Source organism: Bradyrhizobium sp. Arg237L, assembly GCF_029990105.1.
GTDB lineage: Bacteria > Pseudomonadota > Alphaproteobacteria > Rhizobiales > Xanthobacteraceae > Bradyrhizobium.
In genome coordinates this window covers 50,512-66,187 of the sequence record NZ_JAQMIL010000024.1, presented here as the reverse complement: position 1 = coordinate 66,187, position 15,676 = coordinate 50,512, and the positions used below count along the sequence as shown (strand labels likewise).

Genomic DNA, 15,676 nt, shown 5'->3' with positions numbered 1-15,676 from the left:
GGTCTCACGTCTCTCATGACAACGCACCTCATTTGAACGCCAGTTTCATGCCGGCCACAAACGTTCTTGGCGCTCCGGCATAGATCGAGCCGGTGGTGTTGGCCAGCACGCTCGCGGGGTTTTGAATGCCCCCCGCCGTCACCGCATCAGCAATGTTGTTGGCGGAAGCCACGTACGTCCGGTCAAAGACGTTCCGCACCTCGAAATAGAGGTTGATCGCCTTGAAATAGTCCGAGACCAGGTCGGTGCCGTAGTGGACATTGAGGTTGACCAGCTCATATCCGGGCGCCTTCAGGAGATTGGCGTTGTCCATGTAGAAGGAGTCCTTCCACTGCACTTCCACGAACGCGCCGAGACCGCGAAGCGGCCCGGACAACTGGTCGTAGGAAAGCCGTGCGGTCAATTCGTTCGGCGAGATGCCGGGGATCTTGTTTCCCGCGCGGTTGAAGCCGAACACCGCACCATTGGTGATGTTCTCGACGTACTCCGTATAGACCTCGTCGAGATAGGTGTAGGCCGCCGTCAGCCGCCAGCCCGGGAGGAACCGCCAGTCGGCGGCAAGCTCCACGCCGCGATGCTCGGATCGCGGCGCATTGAACATATAGCTCGCATTGGGCGCTCCGACCGGAGTTGCCTGCGACACCAGTTCATCCTTGAAAAACTCGTAGAAGCCGGTGGCGCTCAGCTTGAGCGCGCTGTTCGGCGTCCAGTCGAAGCCCAGATCGTAACCGAGGTTTTTCTGCGCCTGCAGCCCTGTATTGTTGCCGTTCTGACCGTTTGACAGCACAAAGAGGTTTCCGACCTGCGGCGTCCCGTATCCGGTAGCCACCCTGCCGCGGAATTGCCACTCGCTGTTCAGCCTGTAGAGAAGCGCAAGCTCCGGCGCAGTGTTCTGGAACTGCCGATCGGCGGTCGTCACCGTCGTTGTCGTGATCCCCGTCGGGCCAGTATAGGTGTACGCCGTGTTCCTTCCCTTGAGGTTGGTCGTTTCCCATCCAATGCCCGCGATCGCCGTGAGCGACGGGTTGAGCTTGAGTTCCTGTCGCGCGCGAACGCCGTAGTTGGATGTATCGCTGTACAGATTGCTGGATAGCGCTCCAAGCGTGGCATTGCCGCCCGGCGCGACATTGCGCGTATCGCTGGAGGCGGCGAGCGTGTTGTACCAGCCCCCGAAATAGGTGGTCGAGTCCATGCCAAGGATCTCGCCGCGCCGCGTGATGTCGCTCATATAGTTGTAGGACGGGAAATCGCCGATTGCGCTGGTCGCTCCGGTCGGCTGATTGATGTTGCGGTCGTCGAACACGAACTGGTTGCGCCAGGTGGTCTGATTGTCGAAATCATGCTCCCAGCGGCCACCGACGATGGTGCGACGATCGTTACGGCCGAGCCCCGCCTGCAGCGCAGTCTCCCTGTCGATTCCCGCCGCCGCGTTGAAGCCGTTGTTGAACAGCGGCACCGTTGCGCAGCCGAGTGCCGCGGTGGCCCCGGTCACGCAGCCGCTCTGGAAAGGGTTCTGGTTGTACTGATTCAGCGACAGCCGGATCGGCAGCCGCGCACTCAGGTCGTTGTTGATGAACTTGACCGTGAAGCGGTCATCGGGCGTGGCCTGCAGCGTGCCGAGGAAATTCACCGTCTGGGTGTTGAACCAGCTATTGCTGATGTAACCGTCGCCGCGCGCATCACTCGCAAACAACGAGCCCTCGAAATTGCCAACCTTCTTGCCTGCGGCCAGATAGTTGTTCAAGTAACCGAAGCTGCCGCCGTCGACGCCGTATTCGACACCGTCGATCGTGCCGCCCGGCCGCGTCCGGAAATTCAGCGCACCGCCGGTCGCGTAGTTGCCGAACAGCGCCGAGGATGGTCCGCGGATGACGTCGATTGCGCCATAGGCGTGCGGATCGATCAGGTCGCTGCGCGACAGTCCGTCCGGTTGGGTGACCGGAAAACCGTCCTCGATGATGACGAGGTTGCGAATCCCGAAGCCGTTGCGGGCGTTTGATCCGCGGATCGAAATGCCGACGTCGCGCGGCCCGTTGCCCTGCTTGATCGAGATGCCGGGGCTCTCTCTCAGCACGTCTCCGACCGAGAACGCCGGCCGGTTGTCGAACTGGCTGCGGTCGACGGTGGTTTGGGTTTGGCCACTGGGAGCCTGGTTGAGCCCGTCGCGCAGAACCGAGGGCGCAACGTCGCGCTGCACGACGACGGTCGGGATGGTAGTGGTCCTCGGCGGCGTCACCCGCGGCCGGGCGGCGAGCGTGCGCCCCACCGGCTTCGGTTTCGCGGGCTTGGCGCGGGCTTCTCGGGGTGCATCCACGTTGACCGGCGGCAAGGCAGTTTGCGCTGTTGCCGGGGATGGATCGGTGGCGAGCATGGCACCAAGCACCATTGTGCCGGCACCGCTCAGGAAAGCGAGGCGTAACATGGGAGGAAATTCCTGACACCGGCTCTGCGGCCGGCTTGAATGACGGCGTCAACCGGCGCAGCGAAGGCGCACCGGCAGCGAACGGCAGTCAGGAAATCGATGGTGGGGCGCGTGCCTGCGCGTGGGAGCGTGCCCGCACATCCGCCAGGCGGGACACGAAATCGAGCCATGCCACCTGTTCGGGCGACCGCTCGATAACGCCGGCGGTCATCTCGGGTGGATCGACCGGAGTGCCGGTCTGCAGCACATTACAGATCGAGCAGCAGCCGTCTCGGACGTGCGGCCCGCCCGGGTCGGTTTCGCCGGAACCGGCGGTGTTGTCATGACAGATGATGGCCGCAGCCAGCGGATCGGAAGCGGCGATTCCGGCCGCCCAACAGGCTGCGATCGGCGCAAAGACTTGCACCATCAGCGCAATCAGGAAAACGGGCAGAAAATTCTTCAGCCGCCGGCGCATCGCAAAACCCATCCGATGGCGGAACTAATCATTGCGCCCAGCCGGAGTCGAGAGTGGAAACGCCGCCTTTTTGTCCCGGCGCAAGGAATAATCGGCTGGGACCAAGTGTCCGCCCGCGCCCTACCCCTTTACCCCGCGACGGGTCCTGACTGCAGCTCTACAACCGGCAGTGGCGAAATCCCAATCATTTCGCAAATTGCTCGAATTTTGAACAATCGTTGCTGAAATTGATGACAAAACAAAAAAGATGGTCTACCAATTCGGGCTCAGGCCAGCCACAGGGCGGACGGTCTGGTGGTCCAAGTCTCGGGAGGAGCCCGGCGCGCGGAAGCAGCGTCACCCCATCAATCAAGATCAAATCCGAATTTTTGGGGAAAATAGGGTCGACACAATTTCTCGAGCAGGGCTTGGTGCCCTGCTCTTTTTTCTTTAGGCCATCGCGATCGCTGATCATGTCATCGGCAAATCCGATCGAGCGCAGCTTCGAACTTGCGGCGGCGCGCTGTGATGATCTGACGCCGCTGGTCTATCGTCGCTTGTTCGAAGCGCATCCCGAAGCAACGGCGATGTTTCGCACCGAAGGCAGCGAGCTCGTCAAAGGCTCGATGCTGGCGCTGACCATCGAAGCGATTCTCAATTTCGCCGGCGAGCGGCGCGGCAACTTCCGCATGATCGAATGCGAGGTCGCCTCGCACGACGCTTACGGCACGCCGAGAGAATTGTTCGTCGCGTTCTTCACCGTCATTGCGGGCGCGCTCCGAGAAATTCTTGGCGTGGAGTGGACGGTCGAAATCGATGCTGCGTGGCAAAAATTGCTGCGCGAAATCGAAAGCATCGTGATGCCGGACGTTGGCTAGCGCAGCCGCCGAATCGGAACCGTTGGCATGAACGCTCCGATTGTGACAGACTTTGCCTGATCCGCGGCGCGTGCAACCGACGCCGACGGCGCCAAAAACAGATATCAGGGAGCGTGCGATGCCAGGGAAGGACACATCCTCAAGGACCAGGCGCGATCTTCTTCAGACAGCGGCAGCCGGCGGCGCAGCCGCCGCGCTGCTCGGCGGGATTGGCGTGAGCCGCGCGCTCGCGGCCGAAGTTGGACGTTCCGAGAAACCGCTGAAGGCTGCGTTCTCCAACGCAGGCCTGCAGGCTACCTGGTGCGCGCAAGGCAAACAGGCGGCCGAATACTGGGGCAAGCTCTTCAACGTCGAGGTCACCTGGTTCGATGGCCAGCTCGATGCAGTCAAGCAGCGCGCCGCGATCGACAACATGGCGTCGCAGAAATGGGACTTCGTCGCCATCCAGGCATTCGGCATCGGCACGCTGACCCAGCCGGTGCAGAAGATGATCGACGCCGGCATTCCCGTCATCGACATGGATACGCTGATCGCTCCGCTCGATCAGATCAACGTCCATTCCTTCCTCGCCCCCGACAACGAATTCATGGGCTCCTCGGTGACGCAGGCGCTCGTCAACGCCATCGGCGGCAAGGGCAAGATCATCATGACGCAAGGCGCGCTCGGCCACACCGGCGCGCAGGGCCGCGCCAAGGGCTTCAACTCTGTCGTGAAGCAGTATCCGAACATCGAGGTGCTCGATACCCAGCCGGCCGATTGGGACGTCTCCAAGACCGCGCGTCTGTGGGAGACCTATCTCACCAAATATCCGCAGATCGACGCCGCCTTCTTCCACAATGACGACATGGCGCTCGCCGCCTACAACATCATGAAGGCGCGCAACCGTACCAACATCCTGATCGGCGGGGTCGACGCCATGCCGCCGGCGATCCAGGCGGTGAGCGAAGGCCGCATGTTCGCAACCGTTCGTAATCCATCCTGCCGCATCCACGGCGGCGCCATCATCGCCGGCGTTGCCGCGGTGACCGCGGGCGAGAAGAGCGGACAGGGCATTCCAAAGAGCGTGGTGACCGACGGCCCTGTCGTAACCAAGGCCAACGCCGCGGGGATGCAATGGATGGAGGATCATTTCCTGATCTGAGCCGCCCGCATGCCACAGGGACGCTCACCCATCCTCGAACTGAGGGAGATCACGAAGGCTTTCGGCGGTGTCGAAGCGCTTCGTGGGGTCGACTTCGCGCTCTATGCCGGCGAGATCCACGGTCTCGTCGGCGAGAACGGCGCTGGAAAAAGTACGCTGATGAAGATCATCGCCGGCGTGCATCCGGAATTCTCCGGCCACATCGCACTCGACGGGCGCGAGGTCCGTTTCCGCTCGGCACGCGATGCCCATGCGGCCGGCATCGCCATGGTGCATCAGGAGCTCAGCGTCGCGCCCGATCTTTCCGTCGCCGAAAACGTCTTTCTCGGTACCCAGCCGACCAACCGTTTCGGCCTGGTTCAATGGCGGAGAATGGCGCGCGAGGCGGGCGAGCAGCTTGCGCGTTTCGGCATCGACGTCGATCCGATGACGCGGCTCGGCGATCTGCCGATCGGCCTGCAGCAACTGATCGAGATCGCCCGCGTGCTGTTTTCCGGCGCCCGCATCATCATCCTGGACGAGCCGACCTCTGCGCTCTCCCCACCCGAGGTCGAGCGGTTGTTCGCGACCTTGCGACGGCTGCGCGACGAGGGCACCGGCATCGTCTTCATTTCCCATTTCATCGAGGACATCCTGCGCATCTCCGACACCGTGACTGTGTTCCGCAACGGACGGAAGGTCCACGAAACGGAGGCCGTCGCGACGAGCAAGGCTGCCCTGATCGAAGCGATGATCGGCAAGGGCCGCGAAGCGCTGGAAGAGACCTATGCGCACGACATCACGCTGCCGCCGCGCGGTAACCGCCCCGTGGTCCTGAAGGCCGACGCACTCTCGCTCGCCCGCAGCGTTCAGGACGTCTCATTCGAGGTGCGCGCCGGCGAAGTGCTCGGCATCTACGGCTTCATGGGGTGCGGTCAGCTCGAATTGGCGCGCGTCCTGTTTGGCAAGATCAAGCCCGATAGCGGCGTGGTGCTCATCGACGGCGACCGTAAAGCCTTCGCCAGCACGGCCGCCGCCCGGCGCGCCGGCATCGCCTTCGTTCCCGAGAGCCGCCGCGCGATGCTGTTCCACCAGGAGCCGGTCTATAAGAACATCTCGATCAGCGTGCTCGATCGGATATCCGCGCTTCTGCTCAAGCCGGCGCGCGAGCGGTCGATTGCCGTCCGGCAGGTCGATCAGTTGCAGATCCGCCCTGCGGTGGTCGAGCTCGATCTCGGCATGCTCTCGGGCGGCAATCAGCAGAAGGTCGCGCTCGCCAAATGGCTGAGCTATCCGCCGCGGGTGCTGGTGCTGTGCGAGCCGACCCGCGGCATGGATGTCGGAGCCAAGAACGATGTCATCAACATCGTCCGCGAGCTCAGCGCCAAGGGGCTCGCCATCATCGTGCTCTCGACCGAACCTGAGACGGTGTTGTCGCTGGCCGATCGTATCATTGTCCTGAAGCGTGGCGCCGTGGTGCGCGAGTTTGCGGGTGAGGTGGTCAGCAAGGACCGCCTGCTTGAGGCAGCCTGACGGAGAACAGCATGGCGACCAGCGAAGGAGTGACTGCATCAGTGCATCGCGGTGGACAGCGCAGCGCGGCTGCGATCCTCCGCTCGCAGATGCGCAACATCGCGCCGTTCCTGACCCTGATCTGCCTGAGCGGGTTCTTCGCGATCGCGAGCCCCTCCTTCGCAACCCTCGACAATCTCGGCAACATCCTGACGCAAGTCTCCGTGACCGGCATCATCGCCGTCGGACTGACCTTCGTGATCCTGTGCGCGGAGATCGATCTCTCGATCGCAGCCATCGCCAATGTCACCGGCATTGCCGTTGCCTATTTCACGCTGCAGGAATCCTATGTGAACATCGCCAATGTCCCGCTGCCGGGCTGGGCGGCGATCCTCCTGTCATTGGCGCTCTGCGCACTGCTCGGCCTCGTCAATGCGCTGGGGCTGACCGTGATCGGCATCCCCTCTTTCATCATGACGCTGGCGATGATGCAGATCGCGGCCGGCATCTCGGCGCTGCTGGTGCGCGGCCAGATCGCCTACAAGGTGCCGGACCTGGTCACGACGCTCGGTTCCGGCTCGATCGGCGGCATTCCATGGATCGTGATCGTCGCGGCGGTGATGCTGCTCGCCGGCCACCTGGTGCTCACCTACACCCGCTTCGGCCGCTACGTCTACATGGTCGGCGGCAATCGCGAAGCGGCCGAATATTCCGGCCTCAACGTCAAGCTGATCCTCGGCAGCGTTATGGTGATCTCCGCGGTCTGCTCCGGCATCGCCGGCATGCTGGGCGTCGCGCATTTCGGCAGCGCGCAGCAGAACGAATTCGACACCTACCTGCTCGATTCGATCGCCGCTGTGGTGGTCGGCGGCACCAGTCTGTTCGGCGGCCGCGGCGGCATCGGCAACACCATTGTCGGACTGTTCGTATTGGGCGTGCTCAACAACGGCCTCGACCATGTCAACATCGACAGCTTCCTGAAGATCCTGATCCGCGGCCTGATCCTGCTCGCCGCGCTCGTCATCAACGTCTATGCGCAGCGGCTGCGTGCAAGAGCGGCGGAGTAGCGAACCGATGGCGTGCGGCGACATGAATCGCCGCACGCCATCGCGTCAATGCACCTCAGGAAAGATGATGGACTTCCTGCAGGCCGTAAACCGGCGTCGCAAGTCCCTCCTTTCGGGCCTTTAGCTGCAATGAAAGATACTGGGAATAGTGGCGCGACTGGTGCAGATTGCCGCCGTGGAACCAGAGACCTTCCTGTTGCGTCGGTTTCCACATGTTGCGCTGTTCGCCTTCCCACGGGCCAGGATCCTTGGTCGTGTTGGAGCCGAGTCCCCAGCATTTGCCGACCTTGTCGGCCACGTCCTTGGAGATCAGGTCCGCGGCCCAACCGTTCATCGAGCCGTAGCCGGTGGCGTAAACGATCAGATCCGCATCCAGCTCGCGGCCATCATCCAACAGAATCGAATGCTCCTTGAGCTCGCGAACGTTCACGCCGCTCACCAGCTTGATCCTTCCATCGGCAACGAGATCGCAGGCTCCGACATCTATGTAATATCCGGAGCCGCGGCGCAGATATTTCATGAACAGGCCGGACTCGTCGTCGCCGAAATCCAGCATGAAGCCGGCCTTTTCCAGCCGCTTGTAGAACGCTTCGTCCTTCTTACGAATGGCGTTGTAAATCGGGATCTGGAATTCGTGCATGATGCGATAGGGGAGCGAGGCGAAAATCAGATCCGCCTTGCGGGTCGTCATGCCTGAGGTGACGGCACGCTCGGAATAGAGATCGCCAAGGCCAATTTCCATCAGCGAGTCCGATTTCACGATGTGGGTTGACGAGCGTTGCAACATCGTCACATCGGCCCCGGCCTCCCAGAGCGCCGCGCAGATATCGTGCGCGGAGTTGTTGGATCCGACGACAACCACCTTCTTTCCCTTGTAGGCGTCCGGTCCCGGATGTTGCGACGAGTGCTGCTGCTCGCCCTTGAAAACATCCTGCCCCCTGAACTTCGGGATGTTTGCCTTGCCCGACATCCCGGTCGCCAGCACGAGCTGTTTCGGCTTCAGCACGATCTCCTTGCCGCCACGCTCGACGACGACCGTCCACTCCTTTGCCCTCTCGTCGTACTTGGCGGATTTGCACGTCGTGGAACTCCAGTAGTTCAGCTCCATGACCTTCGTGTACATTTCCAGCCAATCGCCGATCTTGTCCTTCGGCGCGAACACCGGCCAGTTCTCCGGGAACGGGATGTACGGCAAATGATCGTACCAGACGGGATCGTGCAGGCAGAGCGACTTGTAGCGCTTGCGCCAGCTATCGCCCGGCCGCTCGTTCTTCTCGATGATAATGGTCGGCACGCCGAGCTGCCGCAATCGTGCGCCAAGGGCGATGCCGCCCTGACCGCCGCCGACAATAAGGACGTAAGGTTGCGTCTTGATGCCGAGTTCGGCGGTCTCCTGTTCGCGCTTTTCCTTCCAGGTCTTGCGACTAGGGTCGCTGCCGTGCTCGGCCCCCATGGGCCGCATCGGCCCTTTCGGCTCCTCGTGGCCTTTCAGTTCCGTCAAGGTCGTGAGCAGCGTCCATATCAGCCCGTTCTTCAGCCGGATATGGCCGTAGCCACGCGCCACTTCGGTCTCGAATTCAAACCAACCATCCGCGACGCCGTCGGCTTCGCTCGCGGGATTGCTTGGATCCTGACGAAAATGGCGCGGTTTGATGCCGGCGAGCTGCGTCGTCAACATCTCCCGGATCTGGCCCTGGCCTTCCATGGTGCGCAGGTTCCAGGTGAAGGCCACGAGATCGCGCCAGTAGCAGTCGGCCTGAAACAGATTCACCGCGACATCAATCTCGCCGCTGGCGAGCGCGTCCTCCAGCTTACCGAGGGCAGCCTCCACCTTGGTGTGAGGGCTATTGTCCAGCATAGTCGTCTCCTCTCTCTTGTATTTGGTAATGTCAGTCAATGCGGCGCTCGCCATGCCTGGCGAGCGACCGCGCCTTTCGCAGAAGCTATTTCGTCAGATCGATCAGGATTTTCAGATGCTGACCGGCAGGATCGAGCAGCACGTCGAAACCCTCTCCGACCGCCTGATCCAGCGTGATCTTCTTGGTCACCACCTTCTTCGCCGGAAGCAGACCGGTGCTGATCAGCCTGATAACACGCGGCCAGTAATGCGTCGGATAGGCCCACGAGCCGCGTATATCGATGTCCTTGAAGGTGACCTGGAACCAGTCGAGCGGATTTTCGTGGGGATGAAGACCGGTCTGCACCACCACCCCCTGCTTCCGCACCGCGTCCGTGCAAGCTTTGAGAGCCTGCTCGTTGCCGACGCATTCGATCGCGACGTCGCAGCCGACATTGCCTTCGCTCAACGAGCGGACCACATCGCCGGGATTGTCGCGCTTCGGATTAATGGTGACGACGTCAGGCAAGATGGACTTGGCGAATTTCAGTCGCGCGTTGTTGATATCTGAAACGAAAAGCTGAGCAGCACCCGCCGCCCGCGCAGCCAGCAGCGTCAATATCCCGATTGGGCCCGCGCCGGTTACCAGCACGCTGTTGCCTGCCGTCACGCCACCGCGGTCGCAGGCGTAGACGGCCACCGCCGTCGGCTCGACAAGCGCAGCTTCCTCATCAGTCATCTCGTCCGGGATCTTCTCAACGTTATATTCGTTGAGCAGGGCATATTCCGCCATTCCGCCGGACACCCAGCTCAGCCCCGCCAATGCAAGTTGCGAACTGAGATGGAAGAGACCGCGGTCGGCGAAATAGTCGCCGGAGCGTGGCATGATCAACGGCTGAACCGATATGCGGTCGCCCGGCTTTACCGATGTGACGCCCTTCCCGACCGCTTCGACCACGCCGCCGAATTCATGACCGAGAACCTGCGGCCCGCTGGCGCCTGTAAACGGATGCGGTTCGACGGGGATGAAGATCGGCCCGTAAGCATACTCGTGCAGGTCAGTGCCGCAGATGCCGACGAAGCGGTTCCGGATCAGCACCTGACCTGTGGCAGGCGTTTCCGATGGTATTGGAATCGTATCGAGACGCAGATCTTTGGCTGCATGAAATCGTAAGGCTTTCATTCTTTGCTCCTGTAAGTATTTGCGTTGGTGGTTTGCTGCATATGATCGCGAGTTGCCCAGTTCGGCGCCTCTCTCATCCTCACGGGACATCGTCCCAAGAGCCTGGCGTCCTCTGTCCCTTCCAGAGATAGGGCTCAGCCAGGCCGTAGCCGAACAGCATCGGAACGATGAAGGACCAGTGCGTGCCCATGTAGCCGTAGGTGAAGGCTTCACTGATGTTGCCGAAAACCGGCCCGATCAGGTCGAACAAGAGTTTCGTCACCAGATAGGCGAGCAACAGGCAAAAGCCGGACGCCGCCAATCCACCCCACGGCATGGGAATCTGGGAGAACGGCCAGTTGTGAATGGGGATCAAAACGCCATAGGTAACCGAGCAGGCGACCATGAACCACAGCAGCCAGTATTGATCGTCGGTGAAGTATCCGATGGACCAGAAATTCCCGACGCCGGGCTTAGCGGAATCCCACAGCCCCAAGTAGCGGCTGACCCATAGGCAGAGAAGCACGGTCAGGAAGAGGATCGCCATCTGTGTAAACCCTCGACCCGGTTGTTTCATCCCCCGCGTCCAGTATGCGAGGAGTCCCGTAGCGGCCCCCATCTGCACGAAGGGAAACCACCAAGCCGGTATCCACCGTACCACCGAGCTCGTGACGAGATAGGTGCAGGAGCCGATCAGAACCAGCAGAATGAAAAACTGCCGGTACGGCGGCATACCCGCCACGATCCAGTTCTCACCCGTGAATGAAAAGAACGCCAGAAAGAAGAAGATGCATCCGACGATCGGAAATATCCAATCGGCGCCAAGCCCGCTCCAGTAGATCGACTTTGCCGATAGCCAGCCCAAGACCCACGAAGCTGCAACGATGACAAATCCGCGCGCGAGATTGCTCTTGATTCGATCAAACGGCCAGCCGCAACATACGATCGACAGCAGGGCCCACCACAGACTGAGCAATTGCCAGGTGACGTTATCTAGCCAGAACATCTGGCTGATCTGATCGCTGCTCCATGGTCCGATCGGCATCGCCTTGACGATCAGGTTGACGATGAAACACGAAAGAATGGTGAGCCCGTAGACCAACGCCAATCCCTTGACCGACGAATTTAGCCGGAATGGCGCAACCTCGATCGCATACTGCATGTTTGTTTCCCTCCTGGAGCCTTTCCGGCGTTGATGGAATCAAGCCGGGGTTCTGGTTTTTGTTTTGATGCGGTTTCTTCGCGAACCGCTTTCCACAAACGCACTAGTGTCCCGAGTCCAGAGTTCGCTTCATTTCACGGCGTCGCCTTTGCTAGTCCTTTCATTGCAGCGACAGAAAACGCCGCTCCATTTGTCGCGGCGAGGCCCGACGCCTCAGCTCGGCGCGACCTCAGATAAGAACCAAGCCTCCGTCGACGACGAGACTTTGGCCGGTCATGTAGTCGGATGCGGATGACGCCAGGAATCGCGCAACACCACAGAGATCGTCCGCCGCGGATGGACGCCCGAGCAAAATCCCGGCAGAGAACGTCTCGAAGGCTTCGTTGTCGCGCGAGGTCAACCCCTCGTCCTTGAAGCCCTTGTCGATGAGCTTCCACATGTCCGTCGCCACGACACCCGGACAGATCGCATTGACGTTGATCTTCTGAGCTCCGAAGGCGCGGGCCGCCGCCTGCGTCAACGCCACGACGCCGAACTTGCTGGCCGAATAGTGAGCCAGCGGCTCATAACCCTGCTTGCCCGCGATGGAGGCGGTGTTGATGATCTTGCCGCCGTGGCCCTGCGCGATCATCTGCTTGATCGCCTCCTGCATGCAGATGAGAACGCCAAGACCGTTGGTATCCATGACCCTGCGCCAATCCTGTTCGGTGATGGACAGGAACGGCTTCGTCTGCGCTATGCCCGCATTGTTGAAGATCACATCCAGCTTGCCGTGCGCCTTCACCGTCGCGGCGATCATGGCCTTGACGCTGTCGCGGTCGGTGACATCGACGCGGACGGCGATCGCCTTGCCGCCTGCGGCGCGAATTCCTTCCGCGACTGTCGAAGCATTGCCTTCGTCAATGTCCGCGATCGTCAGCAGTGCCCCATCCGCCGCAAGGCCGCGTGCGATGGCTTCGCCGATGCCGCGGCCGGATCCGGTCACGACAATCGCGCGCCCCTCGAGATCGAATGACATGAAAATCCTCCCATTTGCTGTTGCACTCTTACGAATGCTTGCAAATGAAAGGAGCAATCGCCGTGCCAACGGCAAAACCCGAAGAAATCCTTCGTTTTCAGGTGAAACAGGGAGCGCTACTGTTGCAAGGCCTGCAACAGATGCCACACCTGTTGCAGTCTCACCGCGACAACGTCAGGTAGGTTGGTTCAAACCGTATCGTTTGATTTGACGATGAACGGTGGACCGGTCGACACCCAGCCTGCGCGCGGCTTCCGAAACATTCCCGCCGCAGGCCGCAAGCACCGTTTCCAGCATCGTTTTCTGCGAATGCGGTTCTTTCGCCTGTGCGACGCCGGTCGTTTTCAGCAAGGCCTCGGGAAGATCGTGAGGTTCGATGACTCCATTTTGGCAGAGCGCCGCGGCGACTGAGATGACATTGTCCAGCTCACGGATATTGCCAGGCCAGGCGTATGCCTCAAGCGCATCGAGCGCTGCCGGGGACACGGCCAGCGAGCCTTCCTTCGCCCGATGCCTCTCCACGATCTTGCCCAGAAGCCACGCAAAGTCAGATCGCCCTCGCAACGGAGGCAAGAAAAGCGTTGCGGCGTTCAACCGGTAAAACAAGTCCTCGCGAAAACGTCCGTCCTTCACGAGCGTTTCGATCATGCGGTGAGAGGCGGAGATCACGCGAACATCGACCGGCTTCGGACGGGTCGCACCGATCGGCATCAGCTCCTTCTCCGCGAGCACACGCAACAACCGGCTCTGGAGCGGTAGCGGCATGTCACCGATCTCGTCGAGGAACAACGTGCCGCCGTCAGCCTCTTCAATCAGACCCTTGCGGCCCTTGGCGTTGGCCCCGGTGAACGCCCCCGGAACATGACCGAACAATTCGCCTTCGATCAACTGCTCGGGAATCGCCGCACAATTGACGGCTACAAACCTGCCCTTGACGGCGCTGCTGTCATGGATCGCACGGGCGAGATATTCCTTGCCCGTCCCCGTTTCACCCTGAATGAGGATCGACAATGGCCTTGCGGCGAGTTTTGCAGCCTTGACCTGAAGAACTCCGATTTGCGGATCGCCTCGGCCGAGATCGCGCAACGAGGCTGGAATCTCGTGCCGGACGCTTGTAGGCGCGCGCACGGCGATGTTCGGTTCGATCGCATGGGCAAACAGCGCGTTGCCATCGCGGGCAAAGACGAGGCGATCCTGCGTCCGGCGTTGCCGTGTCAAATTCGGCAGGTCGTTGATATCAATTTCAAAGAAGCGTGAAATCGGCTGCCCGATCAGATCGCCGGACTGGCGCCAGTCGCGGCTCACGGAACGCGCCAAGATCTTGGCGCCACCATTGGTCATCCCGATGATGCGTCCAGATCCGTCGATGGAAATGGCCGCCTCGGGATCGACGTCCAGAAATTCCGGCGACCGGGCGAAGCGCAGCACCCACTCCCGGCTTGCCTGCGCCATCAAGTTGGCTAGCTCGATACGCCGCACGGTCGCCGTGACCAGGTGCAACGCGAGATTCTGGCTTGCCTTCTTGATGGGAGAACTCAGGAGCGAAATGTCGAGCACCGCCGCGAGCGCCCCCCGAACATCGTAGATCGGCGCAGCAGTGCAGGACAGCGGCGTGTGCGTATTATCGAAATGATCGGTCTGATGAATGCTTAGCGCATCCCCACTTTCGATGCAGGCGCCGACGGCACAGGTTCCCGCCCGGGATTCCGACCACTCGGAACCAAGATAGAGCCCCGCCTTGCGCAGATTATTGTCGAACAGCGGATCTCCAAGAAATTCGACCGTCACGCCCTGGCGATCCGAGAGCAGCAGCACATAATTTTGGCCGGCGACCTGCCGAAACAGGTTCTCAAGTCCAGACCGCGCGATCGATATGAGTTCTTCCGACTGCTGACGGTGTTCACGCAACTCGGTATCGGGCACGATATAGGCTTCGCAAGCCTGTGCCGGATCGAGCCGGTGTTGGTTGATGCAGCGCAGCCAGCTCTGCACAACAATATCATCACGGTTGGTTGCCGCGCCGAGACTGACGCTTTCGATTTCGCGGATATGGTCAGAATGCGAAAACATGCGACAATCCGGGCTGCCTCCCAACGGCCACGACCATATTTTCTCTTTTTTCCCAGGCCGGGCAGTCTGCACGAGTTTGGTCGAATGTAAACCTGCTTCCAGCGGGATCAGCTCGCGTCAAGCGCCTGTGTCCGCTGCATCGCACAGCAGCATTTTCAAACAGATCCGGACCGGTCACTGGACTAGTCTAAAAAGCACCGTGCGCTAGAACGGCGTACCCATCAGCTTCGACAATCTTTCGATGCTGAGATAGCCGGCGTTGTAGGCCCACATCGCAACAGCAAAAATGACCGCGGAGATCAGCGTGGTCCAGAGCAGCTTGCGGCCCATCCGCGCCATGATCGGCGCGCCGGGATCGGTGCCTTCAACGCCCCCGCCCTCCTCGTGCTGGCTGCGCACGCCGAACGGCAGCGTCAGGAACAGCACGACCCACCACAAGACGAAGTAGATCGCGAATGCGGTTGAGATGCTGTAGGCCATGCTCTACGTTTTCAAGCGAAGTGGATGCCGGTTCGCGTCAAGAAAACGCGCCAAAGTAGAAGCTAGAGCCTGATCGATTCTGATGCAATCAGAACCGATCCGGCGCTACGCCTGCTCGATCTCGACCAGCGCGCCGGAAAAATCCTTCGGGTGGAAGAACAGCACCGGCTTGCCGTGGGCGCCGATCTTGGGCTGGCCGTCGCCGAGCACGCGCGCGCCTTCGCCGATCAGCCGGTCGCGCGCGGCGATGATGTCGGGCACGTCATAGCAGACGTGATGGATGCCGCCGTCGGCATTGCGATCGACGAATTTTGCGATCGGCGAAGCATCGCCGAGCGGCTCGATGAACTCGATCTTGGTGTTGGGCAAGGTCACGAACACGGTGATGACGCCGTGCTCCGGCAACGGCACCGCATCCGAAATCTCGGCGCCGAATGCCGTGCCGTAGATCTTGGCCGCCTTCTTGGCGTCCTTGACCGCTATCGCGACGTGGTTGAGCCGGCCCAGCATGT

13 protein-coding genes are annotated in these 15,676 nt (G+C 61.1%); 4 read left to right on the top strand and 9 right to left on the bottom strand.

Going from position 1 to position 15,676, the window contains the following annotated elements:
* Window positions 1-28 precede the first annotated feature (28 nt).
* Window positions 29-2,386, bottom strand: a complete 2,358-nt coding sequence (locus tag OZ411_RS16895) for a TonB-dependent receptor (RefSeq protein ID WP_282528894.1) — start codon at window positions 2,384-2,386, stop codon at window positions 29-31.
* 124 nt (window positions 2,387-2,510) lie between these two features.
* Window positions 2,511-2,891 (bottom strand): DUF2946 domain-containing protein, encoded by a 381-nt coding sequence (locus tag OZ411_RS16890; protein ID WP_282528866.1) that lies wholly within the window; start codon window positions 2,889-2,891, stop codon window positions 2,511-2,513.
* A gap of 437 nt (window positions 2,892-3,328) precedes the next feature.
* On the opposite strand from OZ411_RS16890, the gene OZ411_RS16885 reads away from it, so the two are divergent.
* From OZ411_RS16885 to OZ411_RS16870, 4 genes are all read left to right on the top strand, one after another.
* Window positions 3,329-3,736, top strand: coding sequence for a globin (locus OZ411_RS16885; RefSeq protein ID WP_282528893.1), 408 nt, complete (start codon window positions 3,329-3,331; stop codon window positions 3,734-3,736).
* A gap of 118 nt (window positions 3,737-3,854) precedes the next feature.
* Entirely contained in the window at window positions 3,855-4,877 is a 1,023-nt protein-coding gene (locus OZ411_RS16880) for a sugar ABC transporter substrate-binding protein (RefSeq protein ID WP_282528865.1), read from the top strand.
* Between the two features lie 9 nt (window positions 4,878-4,886).
* The gene (locus tag OZ411_RS16875) at window positions 4,887-6,389 is read left to right on the top strand and encodes a sugar ABC transporter ATP-binding protein (RefSeq protein ID WP_282528864.1); all 1,503 of its coding nucleotides are present in this window, start codon (window positions 4,887-4,889) and stop codon (window positions 6,387-6,389) included.
* Between the two features lie 11 nt (window positions 6,390-6,400).
* Window positions 6,401-7,435 (top strand): ABC transporter permease, encoded by a 1,035-nt coding sequence (locus OZ411_RS16870; RefSeq protein WP_130579975.1) that lies wholly within the window; start codon window positions 6,401-6,403, stop codon window positions 7,433-7,435.
* A gap of 55 nt (window positions 7,436-7,490) precedes the next feature.
* Here OZ411_RS16870 and OZ411_RS16865 read toward each other — a convergent pair whose 3' ends face one another.
* The 7 genes from OZ411_RS16865 to mce form a co-directional block, all read right to left on the bottom strand.
* Window positions 7,491-9,293 carry an NAD(P)/FAD-dependent oxidoreductase gene (locus tag OZ411_RS16865; protein WP_282528863.1) on the bottom strand — a complete coding sequence of 601 codons (1,803 nt, stop codon included), beginning with the start codon at window positions 9,291-9,293 and terminating at the stop codon, window positions 7,491-7,493.
* An 85-nt stretch (window positions 9,294-9,378) separates the two neighbouring features.
* Window positions 9,379-10,455 (bottom strand): 2,3-butanediol dehydrogenase, encoded by a 1,077-nt coding sequence (locus OZ411_RS16860; RefSeq protein ID WP_282528862.1) that lies wholly within the window; start codon window positions 10,453-10,455, stop codon window positions 9,379-9,381.
* A gap of 79 nt (window positions 10,456-10,534) precedes the next feature.
* The gene (locus OZ411_RS16855; RefSeq protein WP_282528861.1) at window positions 10,535-11,596 is read right to left on the bottom strand and encodes a hypothetical protein; all 1,062 of its coding nucleotides are present in this window, start codon (window positions 11,594-11,596) and stop codon (window positions 10,535-10,537) included.
* Between the two features lie 229 nt (window positions 11,597-11,825).
* Window positions 11,826-12,614, bottom strand: coding sequence for a glucose 1-dehydrogenase (locus tag OZ411_RS16850; RefSeq protein WP_282528860.1), 789 nt, complete (start codon window positions 12,612-12,614; stop codon window positions 11,826-11,828).
* Between the two features lie 174 nt (window positions 12,615-12,788).
* Window positions 12,789-14,684 (bottom strand): sigma-54-dependent Fis family transcriptional regulator, encoded by a 1,896-nt coding sequence (locus tag OZ411_RS16845; protein ID WP_282528859.1) that lies wholly within the window; start codon window positions 14,682-14,684, stop codon window positions 12,789-12,791.
* A 204-nt stretch (window positions 14,685-14,888) separates the two neighbouring features.
* The gene (locus tag OZ411_RS16840) at window positions 14,889-15,164 is read right to left on the bottom strand and encodes a DUF1467 family protein (protein WP_130579981.1); all 276 of its coding nucleotides are present in this window, start codon (window positions 15,162-15,164) and stop codon (window positions 14,889-14,891) included.
* A 105-nt stretch (window positions 15,165-15,269) separates the two neighbouring features.
* Window positions 15,270-15,674 carry a methylmalonyl-CoA epimerase gene (mce, locus tag OZ411_RS16835; RefSeq protein ID WP_130579982.1) on the bottom strand — a complete coding sequence of 135 codons (405 nt, stop codon included), beginning with the start codon at window positions 15,672-15,674 and terminating at the stop codon, window positions 15,270-15,272.
* Window positions 15,675-15,676: the final 2 nt, after the last annotated feature.